Source organism: Myroides albus, from assembly GCF_009711045.1.
In the GTDB taxonomy this organism is placed as follows: domain Bacteria; phylum Bacteroidota; class Bacteroidia; order Flavobacteriales; family Flavobacteriaceae; genus Flavobacterium; species Flavobacterium album_A.
Map to the genome: position 1 here is coordinate 36,832 of NZ_WMJX01000017.1, position 19,464 is coordinate 56,295.

At 34.7% G+C, this 19,464-nt stretch carries 20 protein-coding genes and 2 tRNA genes; 15 read left to right on the forward strand and 7 right to left on the reverse strand.

Going from position 1 to position 19,464, the window contains the following annotated elements; translation table 11 throughout:
- Nucleotides 1–17: 17 nt before the first annotated feature.
- Together GJV76_RS09320 and GJV76_RS09325 are read right to left on the reverse strand one after the other, a co-directional pair.
- Entirely contained in the window at nucleotides 18–317 is a 300-nt protein-coding gene (locus GJV76_RS09320) for a winged helix-turn-helix domain-containing protein (protein ID WP_155092348.1), read from the reverse strand.
- A gap of 5 nt (nucleotides 318–322) precedes the next feature.
- Nucleotides 323–952 (reverse strand): hypothetical protein, encoded by a 630-nt coding sequence (locus tag GJV76_RS09325; protein WP_155092349.1) that lies wholly within the window; start codon nucleotides 950–952, stop codon nucleotides 323–325.
- Between the two features lie 332 nt (nucleotides 953–1,284).
- Here GJV76_RS09325 and GJV76_RS09330 point away from each other — a divergent pair, with 332 nt between their 5' ends.
- From GJV76_RS09330 to GJV76_RS09355, 6 genes are all read left to right on the forward strand, one after another.
- Complete coding sequence (locus GJV76_RS09330) at nucleotides 1,285–2,253, forward strand: quinone oxidoreductase family protein (protein ID WP_155092350.1); 969 nt, start codon at nucleotides 1,285–1,287, stop codon at nucleotides 2,251–2,253.
- A 127-nt stretch (nucleotides 2,254–2,380) separates the two neighbouring features.
- Entirely contained in the window at nucleotides 2,381–2,545 is a 165-nt protein-coding gene (locus GJV76_RS09335) for a hypothetical protein (RefSeq protein WP_155092351.1), read from the forward strand.
- Nucleotides 2,546–2,569: 24 nt separating this feature from the next.
- Nucleotides 2,570–2,749: a hypothetical protein gene (locus GJV76_RS09340; RefSeq protein ID WP_155092352.1), complete on the forward strand. Its 180-nt coding sequence runs from the start codon at nucleotides 2,570–2,572 to the stop codon at nucleotides 2,747–2,749.
- A gap of 416 nt (nucleotides 2,750–3,165) precedes the next feature.
- Entirely contained in the window at nucleotides 3,166–4,020 is an 855-nt protein-coding gene (locus tag GJV76_RS09345; protein ID WP_155092353.1) for an energy transducer TonB, read from the forward strand.
- A gap of 644 nt (nucleotides 4,021–4,664) precedes the next feature.
- Nucleotides 4,665–6,005, forward strand: coding sequence for an NCS2 family permease (locus GJV76_RS09350; protein ID WP_155092354.1), 1,341 nt, complete (start codon nucleotides 4,665–4,667; stop codon nucleotides 6,003–6,005).
- Between the two features lie 75 nt (nucleotides 6,006–6,080).
- Complete coding sequence (locus GJV76_RS09355; RefSeq protein ID WP_155092355.1) at nucleotides 6,081–7,022, forward strand: ketopantoate reductase family protein; 942 nt, start codon at nucleotides 6,081–6,083, stop codon at nucleotides 7,020–7,022.
- Between the two features lie 92 nt (nucleotides 7,023–7,114).
- Here the strand turns inward: GJV76_RS09355 and GJV76_RS09360 are convergent, their stop codons facing one another.
- Entirely contained in the window at nucleotides 7,115–7,732 is a 618-nt protein-coding gene (locus GJV76_RS09360; protein WP_155092356.1) for a hypothetical protein, read from the reverse strand.
- A 100-nt stretch (nucleotides 7,733–7,832) separates the two neighbouring features.
- Here GJV76_RS09360 and GJV76_RS09365 point away from each other — a divergent pair, with 100 nt between their 5' ends.
- The gene (locus GJV76_RS09365; RefSeq protein ID WP_155092357.1) at nucleotides 7,833–8,684 is read left to right on the forward strand and encodes an alpha/beta hydrolase family protein; all 852 of its coding nucleotides are present in this window, start codon (nucleotides 7,833–7,835) and stop codon (nucleotides 8,682–8,684) included.
- A gap of 145 nt (nucleotides 8,685–8,829) precedes the next feature.
- Here GJV76_RS09365 and GJV76_RS09370 read toward each other — a convergent pair whose 3' ends face one another.
- The 3 genes from GJV76_RS09370 to GJV76_RS09380 are packed head-to-tail and all read right to left on the reverse strand — an operon-like array spanning nucleotide 8,830 to nucleotide 11,913.
- Nucleotides 8,830–9,870: a COX15/CtaA family protein gene (locus GJV76_RS09370; protein WP_155092358.1), complete on the reverse strand. Its 1,041-nt coding sequence runs from the start codon at nucleotides 9,868–9,870 to the stop codon at nucleotides 8,830–8,832.
- Between the two features lie 12 nt (nucleotides 9,871–9,882).
- Nucleotides 9,883–11,319: a CCA tRNA nucleotidyltransferase gene (locus GJV76_RS09375; RefSeq protein ID WP_155092359.1), complete on the reverse strand. Its 1,437-nt coding sequence runs from the start codon at nucleotides 11,317–11,319 to the stop codon at nucleotides 9,883–9,885.
- 21 nt (nucleotides 11,320–11,340) lie between these two features.
- Nucleotides 11,341–11,913: an L-threonylcarbamoyladenylate synthase gene (locus GJV76_RS09380; RefSeq protein WP_155092360.1), complete on the reverse strand. Its 573-nt coding sequence runs from the start codon at nucleotides 11,911–11,913 to the stop codon at nucleotides 11,341–11,343.
- Nucleotides 11,914–12,116: 203 nt separating this feature from the next.
- On the opposite strand from GJV76_RS09380, the gene GJV76_RS09385 reads away from it, so the two are divergent.
- From GJV76_RS09385 to GJV76_RS09405, 5 genes are all read left to right on the forward strand, one after another.
- Entirely contained in the window at nucleotides 12,117–12,560 is a 444-nt protein-coding gene (locus tag GJV76_RS09385; protein ID WP_155092361.1) for a PaaI family thioesterase, read from the forward strand.
- A gap of 2 nt (nucleotides 12,561–12,562) precedes the next feature.
- Nucleotides 12,563–13,624, forward strand: coding sequence for a chorismate-binding protein (locus GJV76_RS09390; RefSeq protein ID WP_155092362.1), 1,062 nt, complete (start codon nucleotides 12,563–12,565; stop codon nucleotides 13,622–13,624).
- Between the two features lie 93 nt (nucleotides 13,625–13,717).
- Nucleotides 13,718–14,434, forward strand: coding sequence for a bacillithiol biosynthesis deacetylase BshB1 (gene bshB1, locus GJV76_RS09395; RefSeq protein WP_155092368.1), 717 nt, complete (start codon nucleotides 13,718–13,720; stop codon nucleotides 14,432–14,434).
- 67 nt (nucleotides 14,435–14,501) lie between these two features.
- Nucleotides 14,502–14,575: transfer RNA gene (locus GJV76_RS09400), tRNA-His, on the forward strand.
- A gap of 43 nt (nucleotides 14,576–14,618) precedes the next feature.
- Nucleotides 14,619–14,692: transfer RNA gene (locus GJV76_RS09405), tRNA-His, on the forward strand.
- A 338-nt stretch (nucleotides 14,693–15,030) separates the two neighbouring features.
- Here GJV76_RS09405 and GJV76_RS09410 read toward each other — a convergent pair.
- On the reverse strand, nucleotides 15,031–16,074 hold the full coding sequence (locus tag GJV76_RS09410) for a M28 family metallopeptidase (protein ID WP_155092363.1): 1,044 nt from the start codon (nucleotides 16,072–16,074) through the stop codon (nucleotides 15,031–15,033).
- A 105-nt stretch (nucleotides 16,075–16,179) separates the two neighbouring features.
- Here GJV76_RS09410 and GJV76_RS09415 point away from each other — a divergent pair, with 105 nt between their 5' ends.
- From GJV76_RS09415 to GJV76_RS09425, 3 genes are all read left to right on the forward strand, one after another.
- The gene (locus tag GJV76_RS09415; protein WP_155092364.1) at nucleotides 16,180–16,989 is read left to right on the forward strand and encodes an SDR family oxidoreductase; all 810 of its coding nucleotides are present in this window, start codon (nucleotides 16,180–16,182) and stop codon (nucleotides 16,987–16,989) included.
- Between the two features lie 84 nt (nucleotides 16,990–17,073).
- Nucleotides 17,074–17,730, forward strand: coding sequence for a fructose-6-phosphate aldolase (gene fsa, locus GJV76_RS09420; protein WP_155092365.1), 657 nt, complete (start codon nucleotides 17,074–17,076; stop codon nucleotides 17,728–17,730).
- A gap of 233 nt (nucleotides 17,731–17,963) precedes the next feature.
- Nucleotides 17,964–19,364: a serine hydrolase gene (locus GJV76_RS09425; protein ID WP_155092366.1), complete on the forward strand. Its 1,401-nt coding sequence runs from the start codon at nucleotides 17,964–17,966 to the stop codon at nucleotides 19,362–19,364.
- The last annotated feature ends 100 nt before the right edge of the window (nucleotides 19,365–19,464 follow it).

The window sequence follows — 19,464 nt, forward strand, 5'->3', positions numbered from 1 at the left end:
TAAAAAATTAAAAAAAATTATTTCAACTCTTTGATTAAATTTTCGAGATAGGTTAAGTGTTGTTTAAAGGCCATTTTTCCTTCTTCTGTAGCAGAATAGGTAGTGTTAGTTTTTCGTCCAATAAATCCCTTTGTTACAGTAATATACTGGCTTTCTTCTAAGTTTTTTAGATGAGAAGCCAGGTTGCCATCAGTCAGGCTTAAATATTCTTTTAGATCGTTAAACGAAAGTGATTCATTGACCATTAATCCGCTCATAATACCTACGCGGATTCTGTTGTCAAAGACTTTGTTCAATTTATCTAAATCAAATTTCATAACTGTTAGTTTTGTTTGTCGTATTTATTCCAAAGGATTATGCCATAAAGAAGGTGGATCAGCCCGAAACCAATAGCCCAACAAAGTAAGGTATAATCTATAAAATAGAAGGATACAAGTCCTAATAAAAGTTGCAATAGTGCTATTATTTTCACTTCTTTTACTGTGTCCTCCTGTACAGTATACAGAGCAAGTCCATAAAAAATTAGGGTAGTTGGTAAAGCAAAAGACAAAAGGTTGTACTTATACCACAATAGACAAAGAATACCACCAACAACAAGTGGTAGAGAAAAGCGAATTAGCAATCTCTTGGTTAAGCTATTGATAAATTGTTTTCCTTGTTTTTGCGTTTTCACAATGGTAAAATAGAAACCTCCAGTAACAGCCACTATAAAGGTGATCAATGCTAATGACAATAAGTTAAATGCATTGTACGTAGTTTGATAAGGATCGTTAAGCGTGAGGTCCTGATAGCTGTACAGTGAATTTGTTTGCCAGATATACAAGATACCGCTGGCAATTAATCCACAGAGTCCTACCCAAATTCCACTCCATCCACTAAGACTTAAAAACTTAGTAGAACGCTCCATCATTGTCTTGATTTGCGCTAAATCTTCAATAGCTTTATTACTCATAATAAAAGTACTTTGAATTACAAAGTTAATTAAAAATTGATAAGTTGGTTGCTTTTTTTTTTATTTTTTTCAAACGCCAAATTTGAGATAGACATCTGAGTGAATAGTAGCGATACAAAATCGATCTGAATTAGTAAGACATGCAAACATCTGGGTGGTTTAAGGGTGAATGAAGAAGATATTAAGTAGAGTTGCTTAGTTGTATTGGACTAAGAAAGATTTTGGATTGATAAAAAATGTGGGAGTCATATAAGTGAGCGGACTTGCTATCTTTTTTAGAAATGATACCTCTTATTGTTGTAATATTGTGCTTTATTTATTTTATTGAGAATATGAAGGCAGCAGTATTGTATAAGTCTGGTTCAGTACCTGTATATGGTGAAATAGAAGCTCCAGTTAGCAATGGTTTAAATCAACAATTGTTGCATGTTAAAGCAGCGGCAATTAAGAATTTGGACAAGGCGAGAGTGAGTGGAAAGCACTATGCGAGTTATAAGGATTTTCCTTGTGTTGTAGGGGTAGATGGCGTCGGGCTATTGGAAGATGGCAGACGTGTTTACGCACAAGGTATGACGGGGATGCTGGCTGAGTATGCATTGATTTCCCAACAGATTACACCTATCCCTCATAACTTAGATTATGTGACAGCCGCAGCCTTACCCAATGCTGTATTGGGTTCTGCCATGCCCTTATTGATAAGAGGGAAGCTGGAGAAAAGACAAAATATACTTTTTAATGGGGCTACGGGTGTTACAGGTCAGGTAGCCGTGCAAATTGCAAAATACTATGGAGCAAATGAGATTATCGTGACGGGGCGTAATGAGCGTATTCTTAATGAGTTAAGAACATTCGGCGCTACGCATACGATTAATCTAAAAGAAGGAGAAGAAGCGGTGAAAGGTAAATTAAAAGCGATTCACGATCAGTATCCTATCGATATCGTAATTGACTATCTGTGGGGACAGCCTATAACTTGGATTTTAGATACTTTAAAGGGCGGAAGTATACATCACCTATCGCATACTACAAAAATTGTAACAGCGGGTGATATGGCAGGTAAAGAGATTGCGTTAACTTCTGCTATCTTGCGTAGCTCTGCTATAGAAATACTGGGCTCTGGTTTTGGAAGTTTATCAGCCGAGGAATTAATTGTCTTTAACAAAGTAATCTTACCCGAAATGTTTTTATTAGCCTCTAATGACAAATTGAAGATTCAAACTGCGGCTTACCCTTTAGAGGAAATAGCAGAGGTGTGGAATAAGGATTTGCCTTCGGGTACTCGACTTGTTATTACGATTTAGTTATTTGCTGAGAATTACAAAAATATGAAATGAGGATTACTTTTAGTGTTTACTTGTTTAAGGATGTTCTAGTGATAATATAGAATGTGGTTACGATAATAGAGATGAATTAATTACCATTGATAAATTGATTGGTAAATGGGACTTAGTGGATGTCAAATGGAATAGTGATGAAGCGTTTTTTGAAGATAGATGTAGAAAGGAATTTAATGCATTTAATTCTAATACAAAGGCTATTGCAGATATTAAGTATGGACAAGATAATCAGTGTCATAATACAAGTATTGTTTAAGAAAGGTCTTTACACTGTGATAAAGTGAGCTACCATAACCCTAAAACTAAAAAGTATCGTGAAGATAAAATCTATAAACTAACAAATAAAGAGGGAATAGTATTCACTGCTATAGAATCAGAGTTTATGTTGATATTAGATATATATGACCCTAATGGTCCTGTTTTTGTTAGTCAAGTTATTAAAACATATAGAAGAAAATAATATAGTTGAAGAACTGTCTTTTAAAGGCAGTTCTTTTTTTTTGAGGTTTTACCTTGGTCTTACTGATGTTTCCGATACATTTCAGAATAAGTACTGACGATCTATTCGCAGATGGTTTTGTAGTTTTTTTGATTAGCCAAAAAAAGCAGAATAAGACATATTAGTCAAATAAGCTCATGAGGAGAAAAAGTGTATATCATGAGCTTTCTTAATAGGTTTTGTTAGTGTTTATTTAATAAAAATAAATACTTTAATTTGTAAATGTGTAATGTTTTTGTTTATAATTTGTATATTAGTCATATAATTTAGTATAATATTAATTTTTTAATACACTATGAGAGTAGCTGTAGATTGATTTAGCTGTTGGTATTCGAATAATCCAACAGTCTGTTGTTTAACATTTAAAATAAATAATTATGGCAAAGAATGATTTGTTTAGAAAAGATTGGTTGGATATTGTCTTTGAACACCGCAATAAGGCGTATGGAGCGTATAATTTGCGCAAAAACAGTTCGCGTACCACCGTTTTGTCCTTGGTAGCAGGAATGTTCCTCTTTAGTGCCGTATTTATTGTACCTACAGTGATCTCTAACTTATTTGCGAGTAATGATGAAGGTTCGGTTGTAGTGGTTCCTGATGAGGTTATTAGGCCTAAAGCAGTAGAAGTGGAAACCTTTATACCTAAGGAAGAGCCAATCGTAGAACTCCCTGCCAAAAAGGTAGAAACAGTATTAAGCAAGATTAAAGAAGTAGAGTTTCGCGAGTTGGAGGCAGCAGATGCGAATGAGGTTACTAAAGTAGCCCCTAAAGTGGATGATTTTATTGATGCTAACCCAGGAGCACATAATTTAGATGCTAATCCAGATGGGGTAATTGCTATTGATGAAGCCAGAACAGATAATCCAGATGAAGTGGTGGATTCCAATGACGCTACAAAAGGAGTAGGGCTGGAAGATACGACAGTATATATAGGAGTATCTACTAAGGCAGAACCTTATGAGACATTGGCTAAATTTAACAGCCGATTTGTGGACTCATTTAGGACACCAGAAATAGATGCTGGTGTGAAGGAAGTAAAAGTTATCCTGTCTTTTATAGTAGAGAAAGACGGTAGTCTAACAGATATCAAAGTGATGAGAGATCCTGGATACGGAGTAGGACAAGAGGCTATCAGAGTCTTAAAGAGAATGCCAAAATGGAAACCTGCCATGAATAAAGGAAAGGCAGTTCGTTCTCAGTTCACACTACCTGTTACGATTAGAGTTCAGTAAATTGTTTAGACTTTTCTATATGAAGCAGTATTCAGAAATGATGCTGCTTTTTATGTTTAAGATGTTCATCTATCTTGTGATAAGACGTTTTTAAAAACCTAACCCAAGCTTTATTTTTGAACTTACACACTTTAAGAGACAGTGCCCAAAGCAATTCTACTTCATATCTCTTTCATTTCTTCTACAACTATACTACAGTATGCTTTTTTCTTAGATTCAGAGCTATTTTGTATAATTACTTTTCGTTTTTATGTCTATCGCTTAATCTGTGTTAAAGAGGGATATGGCAATCATATGTGTACACACAGCGTCTTTAGATTTAATGAAGCATTGCAGATAGTTTGGGTTTTAGTGCTTAGTTATAGTAAATATTGTTTTAGGGGTGAATTATATTGCATTAATCTTTGTGTGTTCGAGATTGAAAAAAGAAAAGTTGTAAATGGTAAAGAAGAAGAAAACCCTGCCCAAGGACTTTCAAGAATTAGTTGACACAACAGTACTTTGAAAGAGTATTAAGTCATTGTGTTTTCATAGCGATGTATTGATTCTGTTTCTAATTAATTAGTTTTAATGTGGAATCTTTGAATTTTAATAGAGTTGTATTTAAAAACTTTTTACTTTTGTTTGCTTAACGCAACAACACAATGAAAAACTTTTTGGAGAACTACTTTCAGTTAAGTAGTAACGGTACCACTATAAAACGTGAGTTTGTAGCTGGGATAATTACTTTTTTAACCATGTCTTATATCTTGGTTGTGAATCCGAATATTCTTGCGGATGCCGGGATGGATAAGAGTGCTTTGTTTACCACAACTGCTTTAGCTACTATTTTTGCAACACTGTTAATGGGCTTGTATGCCAAATTGCCTATTGCTCAAGCTCCAGGAATGGGATTGAATAGTTTCTTTACTTATTCTGTTGTTTTGACTTTAGGGTATTCATGGCAGTTTGCTTTGACAGCAGTATTTATTGAAGGGATCATTTTTCTACTTTTAACCTTCTTTAATGTTAGGGAATTAATCGTAAAGAGTATTCCAAAAGTACTCAAAGAAGCTATCCCTGCTGGAATAGGTTTGTTCATAACGCTTATAGGTCTAAAGAGTGCAGGTGTGGTAGTAGGAGATCCCAATACTTTGGTTCGCTTAGGTGATTTTAGTCAACATACCGTATGGATAACGCTTGTAGGGTTGGTCGTTACTGGTATTTTATTGATTAGAAATGTAAATGGAGCCATTCTCTTTGGTATCCTTGCGGCGACAGTCTTTGGAGTTATTTTAGGTGATGTATCTTTGCCGAGTAGAGTGGTAGATTTACCTCCTTCAATTGAGCCTATCTTTGGAGAAGCTATCAAACCTATGTTTACGGCAGAAGGTTGGAACCAGATCTTGTCTATAGATATGGTTGTAGTTGTTTTTACTTTCTTGTTTGTTAATTTGTTTGATACAGTAGGTACCTTAATTGGTGTGATTTCTAAAACGAATATAGCGGACAAGGATGGGAATTTTCCTCAAATGAAAAAGGCTTTATTTACGGATGCAATGGGGACTACTTTTGGAGCGATATTAGGGACAAGTTCTGTGACTTCGTATGTAGAGAGTGCCTCTGGTGTGGCATCGGGAGGTAGAACTGGACTAACTGCAGTAAGTGTAGCTGTTATGTTTGCCTTAGCTTTATTCTTGGGACCGATATTCTTGATGATTCCTGCAGCTGCTACAGCTCCAGCATTGATAATCGTAGGGCTATTTATGATTAGTTCTGTATCGAATATCAATTTTAATAATCTATCAGATGGCTTACCTGCATTTTTAACGATAGTTTTTATGCCATTCACTTATAGTATTGCAGAGGGAATTGTATTTGGTATTTTGAGTTTTACAGTTTTAAAATTAGGTGCTAATCAGCATAAGGATATTACCCCGACGGTATATGTACTTTCTATATTGTTCTTGATAAAGATTGTATTAGACGTGGTGTCTATCGGATAATACAATAAATTGAAAAAGGGAATTTGGTTTCGAGAAAACTTATTACCTTGTTTGAAATTATAAAACAAGTAGCATATGAAGACTCGAATTGCAATTTTAGGCATAGGAGGTGTTGGGGGTTTTTATGGTGGTCTATTAGCAAGTTATTATAAAAATGACCCCAGTATTGAAATAATTTTTGTTGCAAGAGGTGATAATTACCAAGTGATAAGTACCAGTGGGATTGAAGTTTATACTGATAAGGAGAAATGGGTAGGAAAACCTAATTTAGTTGTTGATCACATCAAGAAAGCTGGTAAGTTAGACTACATTATCTTAGCGACAAAAGGATATGATTTGGAACCAGTCATTAGCGATCTTAAAGAGGTCGTAGATGATAGTACCGTTATATTGCCCCTTTTAAATGGAGTAGAAGCTTTCGAATTGTTAGCCTCTGCATTCAAAGAAGGACAGGTCTGGAAGGGGTGCACTTATATTGTAACTCGATTGAAAGAACCAGGTGTAGTGGATAATCCCAGTGGAAGACAACGTATACTCTTTGGTTTAGACAAAGAGCTTACCCCGCAAATGAGCTTTTTTGAAAAGATATTGACTGACGCGGGAATTAATGCCTTAGCGACATGTGATATTAGTAGGGAAGTGTGGGAGAAGTATATTTTGGTTTCTTCTTCTGCGACTGCGACAACGTATTATAACTCTTGTTTTGGCGGCGTAATGGAGCATCACGCAGATGTTATGCACCAGCTCTTGATCGAGATATCGTCATTGGCGAGAGCTAAGGGAATTACTTTGTCAGCTGATATTGTAGATGTAGTGGAAGGTAGGTTAAAGGCTATACCTTATGAATCGACAACATCTATGCACAGTGATTTTCTTAGTGGTAAGCTTTCTAATGAATTGGGGATTATGACAGGTTATATTGTCAAAGAGGCAGTAAAATATGGTGTTGAGGTACCTAAGTACAAAGAGATGTTCGAAAACCTAAGTCAGAGAACAGGAGAGAAGTATTTAAAATAGATTTTATATCTAATAATATGAAATTAAAAAAGGAGTGTATTCATACAGAATACACTCCTTTTTAGTTTGTTTGAAAAAAAATATCACTTTACTTATTTGGTTTTCTGTGGAGCTATTGCTTCTGTAGGTTCACTATGTTGTTGCATCATTTTCATAAATTCTTCGCGTTGCCTTTGCATATCTTCTTGCATCGATTGCATCATCTCCATGATATCACTTGTAAAGAAACTGTCTTGTTCTCCTGCATGGCTATTGCCAAACATGGAACTTTGCATACCGAAATTACTTTGGTTGCTAAACATGGGGTTATTTGGAGTTGAAATTTCTAAGTATTTATCTCCTTTGTCGTTCTCGTGAATTGTTATCGAATAAGGACTTATCCCCATGGAGTTATACTCTGACTTTTGTTGAGAAGACCCTCTTTCGTCAATAAATTTTGTCGTAATACCGATGATCTCACCTTTGTCATTTCTCTTGATGTTCGAAAAGTTTAAGGTAGCTACTTTTTCATCGTTGACTTCTTTTTTTATCAACTCTAAATCAGTATCTTTAGTTTCCTTAGTAATTTTGTACTCATAGGTAGTGCTTTTTACCTTGAAGTCATTCTTTTTCTCTTGTGCATGGCTAAAGTCAATTCCTGCAGAGATCAATAAAAACGTTAGCATTAGAATACTACTTGTGAATTTCATGCGTTTAGTTACTTTTTTCATTGTAAATATGTTTTTATTATAAGTTGATTGTTGCTAAGTTAGTTTTTATAGTTTTAAAATAGATATAAATTATTACTATCAAATGTTAAAATGATGTGTTATGAAAGGTGAATTATTTAAAAAGACAGTTGTATTAAAGAGCTCAAATAATAGAGATATATTGTCGGATATTACCCGTCCAGCAAATGATAAAGTATTGCCTTTGGTGATATTCTGTCATGGATATAAAGGTTTTAAAGATTGGGGAGCTTGGGATTTAGCGATGGATTATATTGCAGAGAAGGGATGCTGTGTAGTGAAGTTTAATTTTTGTATGAATGGTACTACGGTTGACAAGCCTACGGAGTTTGAGGATTTAGAAGCTTTCGGACATAGCACTTATAGCCAAGAACAAAACGATTTGACTACTGTAATCGATTATTATAAAACACTTGATGGGATAGATGCGAGTAATATTTATTTGATTGGGCATAGCCGTGGAGGTGGCGCAGTCATTCTTCAAGGATATTTTAATTCTGATGTAAAGGGAGTTATTACTTGGGCAGGTGTTTCTGATTTTAGAAAGCGCTTTCCACATCACGATCGCTTTGATCAATGGAAAGAACAAGGGGTATTCTATGTAATCAACGGAAGGACAAATCAGAAGATGCCACATTACTTTACTTTTTGGGAGGATTACGAGCAAAATGAAGAACAACTTAATGTACAAGTCGCAGCTCAACATTTGAATAAGCCAACGTTGATTGTACAGGGGACTGAGGATGAGGCTGTGCCGTTAAAAGAAGCTCAATTACTTCATCAGTGGATTTCGAACTCTCTACTCAATATTGTAGATGGTGCTAATCACGTCTTTGGGGCAAAACACCCTTATGAGGATAAAGAGTTGCCATTGCATCTCAAACAAGTAGCGGAGGCAACAGCCACGTTTATATTGGACAATGAAAAGCAATAAGTTTTTTAGGTCAGATATTCCTTTGAGGTTGTGGTAATATCCTGTTTTGAATACAAGACAATTTAATTGAGAAAATAGAATAAAAAAAGCGAAACAAGAATTTGACGTTTTCTTGTTTCGCTTTTTTATGTATTTAATTTCTTTTTTAGTCTTCCGAACTTCTACCGCAGTAGTAACATTTTCTTGCTTCGAGAATTAATTTGAATTGTACTCCAAATAGTATAGAAGCCAGTACTAAGTGCGCTGTTTGTGATCCAAATGGGAAGTGAAGATAATTCATCAAAACCCCCGTAAATACTTCTAAGATTAGCAAAATCATAACCCATTTCATTTTGTCAAATCCAAGGTTGTATTTTCTATTGGTGTAGAACAAATAGATGTTTACAGCTAAAATTAAAAAGGAGAAACTACGGTGTATGTAGAACTCAATATTTGGCATATTTAACCATAAATGTTCATTGCCAATTCCCGCTTGTATCTTTTCATCTATAAACTCTCTTACTTGAGTACCTAATACAGTTTGTACTAATGTAAAGATTAAGGATACAATAAGTATGGTTTTGAAACTGCTGTGGTATTTTCTAATTTCTTCATTTCTACATCTACATGCGTGTATGATACTGATAATAATCGCTACGATAACTAACGCCATTACCATGTGAACTGTAATCTTAATTGGGTTTAGTACGGAATAAACAACAACTGCACCTAACCACGCTTGAAATACCATTAAAGCAACAACTAACCACGAGGCAAGTGTAATGGATTTTCGCTCTTTCCAATATGAAAACGAGGCAATAGCCATTGCCAAACAAGCTAATCCTGCCAAAGCACCACATAACCTATTGATGTATTCGGTCCAAGTGTGATTTGGATTAAACTCAGCATAATCGTGCTTAGTATATTTTTCCCAGTGAACCTCGTTATACTCAGATGTTGTTGTAAAATCCTCTTTTGCTTTCCATAAACTATCGTCATGAATAATCATTTGTCCTTTTTCATATTGACGATCTGGTTGCCATTGCAATACTTCAACATCAGTAGGAGGGATGTAGTATCCGAAACATTTAGGCCAGTCTGGACAACCCATTCCTGAACCTGTCATCCTTACCGCTGCACCAGCAAATATCACTAAATACACTAATATTAGTGAAGCTTTAGCAAAGGGTAAAAAATAATTTTTCATATATATTGTCTATTATTTATTGACTATTTCTAATCCCATTTTTTTAGCTTTTTCAAGCATAAAATGGTAAGCAGCTTCATATTCATTTGGTATAACACCTTCTAAAATAGCTTCTTTGATTGATTCTTTGATTGAACCAATTTCTCTGCAAGGTTTTAAACCAAATATATCCATAATTTCTTCACCTGTAATAGGAGGTTGGAAATTGCGAACATGATCTCTTTCTTCTACTTCAACAATTTTTTGTCTAACAACTTTGAAATTATTGTGGTATTTCTTGAATTTATTTGGATTCTTAGTGGTAATGTCTGCTTCACATAGCGTCATCAAATCTTCTACATTTTCCCCTGCATCAAAAACTAAACGTCGCACTGCAGAATCAGTAACTTCTTTCTGTGCTAAGACAATTGGCCTTGAGCTCATCATAACCATCTTTTGAACAAACTTCATTTTTTGATTCAATGGCATGTGTAAACGAGTGAAGATTTTCTTCACCATTTTGCCTCCTAAAAACTCGTGCCCATGAAAGGTCCAACCGTTTCTCTTTGTATATCTCTTAGTAGGAGCTTTGCCAATGTCGTGTAAAAGGGCTGCCCATCTAAGCCATAAGTCATCTGTGTTTTGACTAATGTTATCTACAACCTCTAAAGTGTGATAGAAGTTGTTTTTATGTGTGTGACCTTCAATTTCTTCTACTTGGTTTAGTGCAGTTAATTCAGGAAGAATCAAGTCTAATAACCCTGTTTTATACAATAAAAGAAATCCTTTAGAAGGAGTTGTTGTCAATAGTATTTTGTTCAACTCCTCGACGATTCTCTCTCCTGAAATAATATCTAAACGCTTGTGATTTCGAGTAATTGACTCAAAGGAATCTTCGTGAATAAAGAAATCTAACTGAGCAGCAAAACGCACTGCTCGCATCATGCGCAACGGATCGTCAGAATAGGTAATATCTGGATCTAAAGGAGTGCGTATAATTTTGTTATTCAAATCACTAACGCCGTTAAAGGGATCTAACAATTCGCCGTAGTTTGCTTTGTTTAAAGATAAAGCCAAGGCGTTAATTGTAAAATCACGTCTGTTCTGATCATCTTGTAGTGTGCCATCTTCTACTACAGGCTTTCTACTGTCAAAGTGATAAGATTCTTTTCGTGCACCAACAAATTCGATATCCATATCATCAAAGCGCAACATGGCTGTGCCATAGTTTTTAAACACTTGAACTTTGGGTTGATTAGGCAATAATTTAGAAACTTCCAAAGCAAGTTCAATACCACTGCCAACAGCAACAATATCAATGTCTTTCTTAGTGTTTCTTTGAAGTAAGAAGTCTCGAACGTAACCGCCAATCACATAACTGTCAACTTTTAGGTTTTCAGCTGCTTTTGATACGTAATCAAATATAGGATTTGTTAAGGCTTCTTTATATATTGGAGTTTTAGTATTCATAATGATAAAAGGACAATACCGTTATTTTCTAAGTATTGTCACTTGACTATTTGCTGTTAGTTTTATTACAGTTGATGGTTTAACAGGTTTGATTTCTGTTTGTCTTAGATTCACAACATAATCTACCCCGTCAATAATTTCCTTTGATATTTCCTTGAAATTTTGAGGAGAAGGCTGTCCGCTTATATTAGCAGAAGTTGAAACCAAAGGCGATTTCATTCGCTCAATTAATTTAAAACAAAAAGGCTCCGTAACAATTCGAACGCCTAAAGCGTTGTCAGAGGAAATAATCTCTTTAGCAACATATCTTGGATTGTCAAGAACAAGTGTTGTTGGCTTGTCGCTATAATCAAGGATATCCCAAGCAACTTCGGGAATTTCGTTAAAAACCCTATGTAGAAGTCTGTCTCCATTGACAAGAACAATCATGCTTTTGGATTCAGCTCTTTGTTTTAAACTGTAAATTTTCTTTACAGCTTCTGGATTATTTGCGTCACAACCTATTCCCCATACAGTATCTGTAGGGTATAAAATGATACCACCATTTTTGATTATTTCGTATGCTTTGTGCACTTCTGCCTGGATATCTTCCATTGTGTTTAAAAAAAGTTGTAGTTTGTGTGTATGTTTTTGTGGGGCAAAATTACTAAAAAATAAGAAATTGAACGTTGATTAAAGTCAGGAAACTTGGAGATATAGGAAAAAGAGTGATAATTATATTTTTTTTAAGAATTGAAGGGGAAATTTACTTTAATTTTAAGAGCACTAAGCCACATAGGTTTTAAATTTGTAAGATTATGAGCAATAATATAAGAAAGAACTTTGATAAGGAGGCTATTTTAGAAATGTATGCTAAAGTCTCTAAGAATACCCTGATGGAAACATTGGGAATAAAATACGTTGATGCAGGCCCAGAATACCTTGTAGCAACTATGCCAGTTAAACCTGAAGTGCATCAACCCATGGGATTGTTGCATGGTGGTGCCTCAGTGGCCTTGGCAGAAAGCTTAGGGAGTGGGGCTTCTCTTATGTTGATAGATCCAGAAACGCAGGAAATCAGAGGTATTGAAATCTCTGCTAATCACGTAAAAAGTAAGAGAGCTGGTTTAGTGACAGGAACAGCTAAGTTGATTCATAGAGGTCGTATGTTGCATTTATGGGAAATTCGCATAACAGATGAAAATGGGGAGTTAATTTCACTCTGTAAAATAACTAATATTGTAATAGATAGAAGAAAGTAAGTATGTATTTGTATAAATGTTTACTTAAGCAATTTGAAGAAAAAAGACCATTTGTAGTATATAGAAAGCCTAATGCAGATCAAATGGTGGGGCTTTTTCAAAAAACGCGAGAGCTACACCTTATTGAGAATTTTGATGAAGTGGGATTTGTTTTAGCTCCTTTTGCACAAGGAAAGCGATTTTATATTCCTTTATCTGAATCAGCTATTATTGTAGAGCAAGCGCCACAAGGGAAATTGGATTTAGAGGACGTTGAATTAAATTACAATGATGCGATTGCTAAAGAGAATTTTGAAGATTTGGTGAAGCGATGTGTGTCGGCAATTAAGCAGAATGTTTTTGGAAAAGTAGTGCCATCCAGAAAAGAGAGTATCCAAGTAGACGTTCAAGGTGATTTGGAAGGGCTGTTTAATAGATTGTGCTTATCATATCCTACGGCTTTTTGTTATGTGATTTATCATCCAGAAATAGGGATGTGGGCAGGTGCAACACCCGAATCACTATTAAAAGTAAAGGATGGAGTATTAGAGACCATGGCATTAGCAGGAACCCAAGTAAATAATGGGCAACAAGATGTGGTATGGGAGCAAAAAGAGAAGGAAGAACAGCAGTTTGTGACTGATTTTATAGTGGAAAGTTTAAATCCATTAGCTAACAAGATAACAGTTTCTGAACCATTTACTAAAAGAGCTGCACGCGTTATGCATATATGCACAAGTGTGGTAGCAGAACTTAAAGAAAATAACGTTAAAGTTATTGTAGATGCATTGCATCCCACGCCAGCGGTATGTGGTATGCCAAAAGCGAAGGCCAGAGAGTTTTTGATTAATGAAGAAGGCTATGAGCGTAAATACTATGCAGGATATATAGGTGAACTAAACTGTAATGTGATTGAACAAACGGTAGAAGAGACTGATTTATACGTTAATCTACGCTGCATGGAAGTGGAATGTGACAAAGTGAGCTTATACATTGGGTGTGGGGTGACTAAAGATAGTGATCCTACGTCGGAGTTTATCGAAACTGTGAATAAGTCTTCGACGATGAAAAAGGTTTTAAAATAATTAGTATTAATATTAAAAGGAATTTGTATCTGAATTACTCTTGTTTTTTTTAACAGTTAGTAAGAATGATTAAGAGTTCACAACAAAGGAATGATGAAATTAGATATCTTAGCTTTTGGAGCACATCCAGATGATGTGGAACTTGGATGTGGAGCAACAATTGCCAAAGAAGTGTCATTGGGGAAAACTGTGGGAATAGTTGATTTAACCAGAGGAGAGCTTGGAACTCGTGGCACAGCTGAAACACGTAAAGCAGAAGCAGAAGAAGCAGCAAGAATACTTGGTGTGTCTGCACGTGAGAATTTGGGTTTTAGAGATGGCTTTTTTGTCAATGATGAAAAACACCAACTGGAAATAATAAGAATGATACGCAAGTATAAGCCAGAGATTGTCTTGTGTAATGCTATAGACGATAGGCATATTGACCACGGAAAAGGAAGTAAGCTTGTTTCTGATGCTTGTTTTTTATCTGGATTGATGAAGATTCAGACAGAGTTAGACGGAGTTAGTCAAGAAGCATGGAGGCCAAAACTGGTTTATCACTATATTCAATGGAAGAATATTGAGCCAGATTTTGTTGTAGATGTAGAAGGTTTTATGGAGCAAAAATTAGCTTCAGTTTTGGCTTATGGGACGCAATTTTACGATCCAAAATCGAGTGAACCGAAAACGCCAATAACATCAAAAAACTTTTTGGATAGCATAACGTATCGCGCGCAGGATCTAGGAAGGTTGGTTAATAAAGAATTCGCAGAAGGATTTACTGTTGAAAGGTATTTAGCAGTCAGCAGTTTAGATAAATTGATGTAATTTTTTTCTAAAAAAGCTTGCGAGGTATAGAAAAATAGGTACCTTTGCAACCGTTAAACAAAACACGGTGGTTGTAGCTCAGTTGGTTAGAGCGTCGGATTGTGGTTCCGAAGGTCGTGGGTTCGAGACCCATCATCCACCCAAAAACTTTGGGATTTAGTTTTAAAATAAAATTCATGACACGGTGGTTGTAGCTCAGTTGGTTAGAGCGTCGGATTGTGGTTCCGAAGGTCGTGGGTTCGAAACCCATCATCCACCCAAAAGGAAAAGGCTATTCTATTTAGAATGGCCTTTTTTTGTCAGTATATGTTAGAATGTTTTATCTAATTATAAATATTAGTATATAGGTAATTGCTAAGCATTTGATAGATAGGAATGAAAAAGAATCTAAAGTAATCCTTCGATTGATAAAACTTAGCACAAGAGCAATGGGAAGTACATATAAGGCATAGTACATTGGAGTAAATAAATTATTATAAATCCAAGCAAAGGCAGTATAGCTTTCTATATTATAGGCATACCCAGCTCTTATAAGCCATAATATAAGATTTGTCATGCACAAGATAAATAATGAGATATCAATTATTTTGGCTCTTTTAGTTCTTTTTTTCTGTAAGTTGGGGTCTGTGTTCTCCATTTGCTAATTTCCAAGCTGTTGTAAAGATTAATTGAGTTCTCTTTGTAAGTAAAGGTAGATCTATTTTATCAAAAGTATCTGAAGGTAAATGGTAGTCATCATGAGTGCCATTGTAATAAAATACTGCCGGAATACCTTTTTGGGCAAAACTATAATGATCAGATCGATAATAAATTTGTTGTGGATCATTTTCATCGTCAAATTTATAATCAATTGTAAGGTTGATTGATTCTTTATTTGCTGAACTTACAACATCATAAAGATCTTTGCTCAATTTTCCTGAACCAACTGCAAAAATATAATCACCTTTGCCAGAGTGCTCTTTACTTCGGCGTCCTATCATATCAATATTAAGGTTAGCAATGGTGTTTTCAATTGGAAATATAGGATTCTGAACATAGTACTTTGAACCAAAAAGTCCAAATTCTTCCCCTGTAAGGTGGATAAACAATACAGATCGCTTGGGTTGAATCCCTTGTTCTTTTAATTGTTGAAATACTCTTGCTATCTCCATAATAGATGCAGTTCCAGAACCATTGTCATCAGCTCCGTAATATATTTGATCTAATAGTATTCCCATATGGTCATAATGAGCAGAAATAATCAAAACTTCCTCTGGTTTTTCTGTTCCTTCAAAATAGGCTAGTATATTCTCACTGTCTTGTAGTTTCATCATTGAAGGTTTCATAAATGAAGAGGGAATACTCTGTAGATAGCCATCCATTTCTTTTGGTGGTGCAATTCCCCTTTTCTTGTAGAAGTTGACAATGAATTCAGTTGCTTTTTTCTGACCAGGCTCGCCAGTACGTCTACCTTGAAATTCATCAGAAGCAAGCTTTTTTAAGTTTGTTGCAATCGAATCTTGGTTAATTAGCGCGTAATATTGATATGGTACTACAGTAGTGTTGTTTAAAATACTATTATCTAAATTTTGCTGTACGCCTTTACAAGAATTTAGCAAGAGTACAGCAAACAAACCAAGTAATAATGTGTTTTTAATCATGTGGAACTAATTAGTTTTGTGTAAATATAGCAACTTATCAAATTATAGTGTATTCTTTATTATTGTTATCGATAGTATTATATTTGTTTAAATAAGAAAAGTAAAATGAGTAAAGTAGTTTTTATCACTGGAGGATCTTCTGGTATAGGCAAATGTGTAGGAGAGTATTTAACTCTAAAGGGATTTAAAGTTTATGGAACAAGTCGCAATCCAGAGAGGGTCGTAGGATCTAAATTTCCATTAGTTCAGCTCGATGTAAGAGATAAAGTAACTATTGTAAGTGCTATAGCTGAAGTAGTAGCAAAAGAAGGGAGAATCGACATCTTAATCAACAATGCAGGTGTAGGAATTACTGGTCCTATTGAAGAAATTCCTACAGATGAGATAATTAATAATTTTCAAACTAACGTTTTTGGTCCAATTGAAGTTATCAAAGCAGCATTACCTACGATGCGAAATCAGAAAGGTGGTTTAATTATTAATGTTACTTCTATTGCAGGATATATGGGATTGCCTTTTAGAGGTATTTATTCATCTTCAAAAAGCGCTTTAGAGATGATAACAGAGGCTTTGCGCATGGAACTGAAACCTTTCAAAATAGAAGTTACAAATGTAGCTCCTGGAGATTTTGCCACTAATATTGCTGCAGGAAGATATCATGCTCCAGTGTTACAAGACTCTCCGTATAAAGATGTTTATCAAATGTCTTTAGACATGGCAAATACACATGTGGATAGTGGTAATAATCCAATGGAAATGGCTGAAGCTATTTTTAAAATAATCAATACTAAAAAACCTAAAGTTAGGTATAAAGTTGGGGAGAAGTTGCAAAAGTTTTCTTTATTCTTAAAGAAGGTTCTACCGAGTAAAACTTATGAGAAATTGCTAATGAATCATTATAAGATAAAGGAATAAATTATGATTCAAAAATTGTGATTAACCCAGATATAAGTTGTAATTTTGGACTACAGCATAACATAATATAAGAAATATATTACTATGAAATTTTTTATTGACACAGCTAATTTAGATCAGATTAGAGAAGCTCAAGCACTTGGTGTTTTAGATGGTGTAACTACCAACCCTTCTTTAATGGCTAAAGAAGGCATTACAGGGGCTGCGAACATTATTAACCACTACAAAACAATTTGTGAAATTGTAGATGGTGATGTTAGTGCAGAAGTTATCTCGATCGATTATGATGGGATGATAAAAGAAGGTGAAGAGTTAGCAGCTTTAAATCCTCAGATTGTTGTTAAATTACCAATGACAAAAGAAGGTATAAAAGCATGTAAGTATTTTTCTTCTAAAGGTATTAAAACAAATGTAACATTAGTGTTCTCAGCAGGGCAAGCTTTATTAGCTGCTAAGGCGGGAGCTACTTATGTATCTCCATTTGTTGGACGTTTAGACGATATTTCAACTGATGGATTAATGTTAATCCAAGAAATTCGTCAAATCTATGATAACTATGGTTTTCATACTGAAATCTTAGCTGCATCAGTGCGTCACACAATGCATATTGTGAACTGTGCTAAGATTGGAGCAGACGTAATGACTGGGCCATTAAGTGCTATCGAAGGATTGTTAAAACATCCTTTGACAGATAATGGATTAGCTCAGTTCTTAGCCGATTACGCAAAAGGAAATAAATAAGATATAATAAAAATCTTATACATACATTTACAAACTACAAACGAAAGAAAAGGCAACCGTATGGTTGCCTTTTTTTGTATGGATTCAAGTTAATGACTGGCAGTAATCTTTATATTCTATGATATGTGAGTTTCACAAAGGATATATTATTGTAAAAAAATATTGAATTATTGTTAAAAAGAATGTTATCTGTAAAATTACTAATATATTTAGAGGATAAAGTTAGATGATATATGAAGCGTATAAAGATTCTTTTCTTATTGACCTTACTGTCAATAGGTGTAGTACATGCTCAAGAGAAAGAAAAAAATGTAATAGTTGAAACCTTTGTAAAAGATTATAATTCGGAAGATTATGATGACTTTTACACGTATTTCTCTACTTCTCTAAAAGAGGAATTGCCTTTCAATCAAGCAAAGAATTTCTTTGTTGAGATGAAGGGAAAAATGGGAAATATTAAGAGTATAGAGTTCTATGGATTAGACGATAATCAATTGGCTCTTTACCGAACAGAGTTTGAGAATAAGGAAGTAGCATTATTAAACTTGGCTATCAATTCTCAGGGAGAGTTGGAGGGATTCCGCATTATTGATATGCCGGATAATAATAAGAAGGCATCTGCAATAACACAGAAAAGTAACCAAGATATTCTTTTAGAATCTGCTAAAGGTCTACCTGCGAAAGGACAGTTTGCAGTGGCTATCATTGACAACGATCAAGTGAATTACTTTGGAGTAGAAAATAAAAAGGGTAAGATAGTACTGAAAGATAATAGAGAAAATTTATTCTCAATGGCGAACTTTGCTACTATTTATACCTCAACCTTATTTGCAAAAGCAGTTAATCAAGGAAAAATAGAGTTAACACAAGATGCCAATGACTTTTATGATTTCGAATTCAATAATAAAGTTAGACTTCCATTAACTAAATTAGCCAATCATACCAGTTTTGTTCCCATGTTACCGCCTTTGGAATCTGTTAGTATTGGCGAAGATGAGTTCTTTAGTGGATATAATCAAAATCAACTCCACGAGTATTTAAAGAATCAACTCACAATAGATTCTTTAAACATGCAGTTAAAACAAAGTTTTTCTTTTTTGGGATATGCTATTTTGGGTGATGTGGTGTCAAAAGCACTCGAAAGTGACTTTAATACACTTGTTGAAGATCAAATCTTCAAACCTTACAAAATGAATAGTAGCATAGTTGATTATCAAAAGAAGAATAAAAAGATTTTAAAGGGAATTAATAGATTAGGGCAAGAGTCTACTGTAGTACCAGTAAGTATGTTTAAATATGCAACAAGTACTTATTCGAATACAGTAGATTTGGGCAAGTTTGTTCAAGCACAATTTGATCCAACAGATGAAGATTTGTCGTTGACAAGACGAGCAAGTGTCATTGTATCACCTACCTATTGGTTGTCTTCGGGTTGGAAAATAGCCTTTCCTTTTGGCAATGACACCAAGCTGTATTTTTCAAGAGCTGTAGATAGTGGATATTCAAACTATGTTGGCTTTGATCCAGTTAAAAAGAAAGGGTTAATCATATTAGCTAATAGCTCTACAGAGGAATCTTTAAAATCTTTAGATGAACTTAGCTTTCAGTTAATGATGAAGCTATTAAAGAATTAAAACAAGTGAAGTTTATAAAACAAAAGAGGATCAGATAAATTATTTACCTGATCCTCTTTTGTTTTATTGGTCGCAGACTGTAGTTAAAACTATGCACTTT

Bases quoted from the DNA above. Each gene is read 5' to 3' on its own strand.
- GJV76_RS09320 (WP_155092348.1), bottom strand. From the start codon at position 317: ATGAAATTTGATTTAGATAAATTGAACAAAGTCTTTGACAACAGAATC.
- GJV76_RS09325 (WP_155092349.1), bottom strand. From the start codon at position 952: ATGAGTAATAAAGCTATTGAAGATTTAGCGCAAATCAAGACAATGATG.
- GJV76_RS09330 (WP_155092350.1), top strand. From the start codon at position 1,285: ATGAAGGCAGCAGTATTGTATAAGTCTGGTTCAGTACCTGTATATGGT.
- GJV76_RS09345 (WP_155092353.1), top strand. From the start codon at position 3,166: ATGGCAAAGAATGATTTGTTTAGAAAAGATTGGTTGGATATTGTCTTT.
- GJV76_RS09350 (WP_155092354.1), top strand. From the start codon at position 4,665: ATGAAAAACTTTTTGGAGAACTACTTTCAGTTAAGTAGTAACGGTACC.
- GJV76_RS09355 (WP_155092355.1), top strand. From the start codon at position 6,081: ATGAAGACTCGAATTGCAATTTTAGGCATAGGAGGTGTTGGGGGTTTT.
- GJV76_RS09360 (WP_155092356.1), bottom strand. From the start codon at position 7,732: ATGAAAAAAGTAACTAAACGCATGAAATTCACAAGTAGTATTCTAATG.
- GJV76_RS09365 (WP_155092357.1), top strand. From the start codon at position 7,833: ATGAAAGGTGAATTATTTAAAAAGACAGTTGTATTAAAGAGCTCAAAT.
- GJV76_RS09370 (WP_155092358.1), bottom strand. From the start codon at position 9,870: ATGAAAAATTATTTTTTACCCTTTGCTAAAGCTTCACTAATATTAGTG.
- GJV76_RS09375 (WP_155092359.1), bottom strand. From the start codon at position 11,319: ATGAATACTAAAACTCCAATATATAAAGAAGCCTTAACAAATCCTATA.
- GJV76_RS09380 (WP_155092360.1), bottom strand. From the start codon at position 11,913: ATGGAAGATATCCAGGCAGAAGTGCACAAAGCATACGAAATAATCAAA.
- GJV76_RS09385 (WP_155092361.1), top strand. From the start codon at position 12,117: ATGAGCAATAATATAAGAAAGAACTTTGATAAGGAGGCTATTTTAGAA.
- GJV76_RS09390 (WP_155092362.1), top strand. From the start codon at position 12,563: ATGTATTTGTATAAATGTTTACTTAAGCAATTTGAAGAAAAAAGACCA.
- bshB1 (WP_155092368.1), top strand. From the start codon at position 13,718: ATGAAATTAGATATCTTAGCTTTTGGAGCACATCCAGATGATGTGGAA.
- GJV76_RS09410 (WP_155092363.1), bottom strand. From the start codon at position 16,074: ATGATTAAAAACACATTATTACTTGGTTTGTTTGCTGTACTCTTGCTA.
- GJV76_RS09415 (WP_155092364.1), top strand. From the start codon at position 16,180: ATGAGTAAAGTAGTTTTTATCACTGGAGGATCTTCTGGTATAGGCAAA.
- fsa (WP_155092365.1), top strand. From the start codon at position 17,074: ATGAAATTTTTTATTGACACAGCTAATTTAGATCAGATTAGAGAAGCT.
- GJV76_RS09425 (WP_155092366.1), top strand. From the start codon at position 17,964: ATGAAGCGTATAAAGATTCTTTTCTTATTGACCTTACTGTCAATAGGT.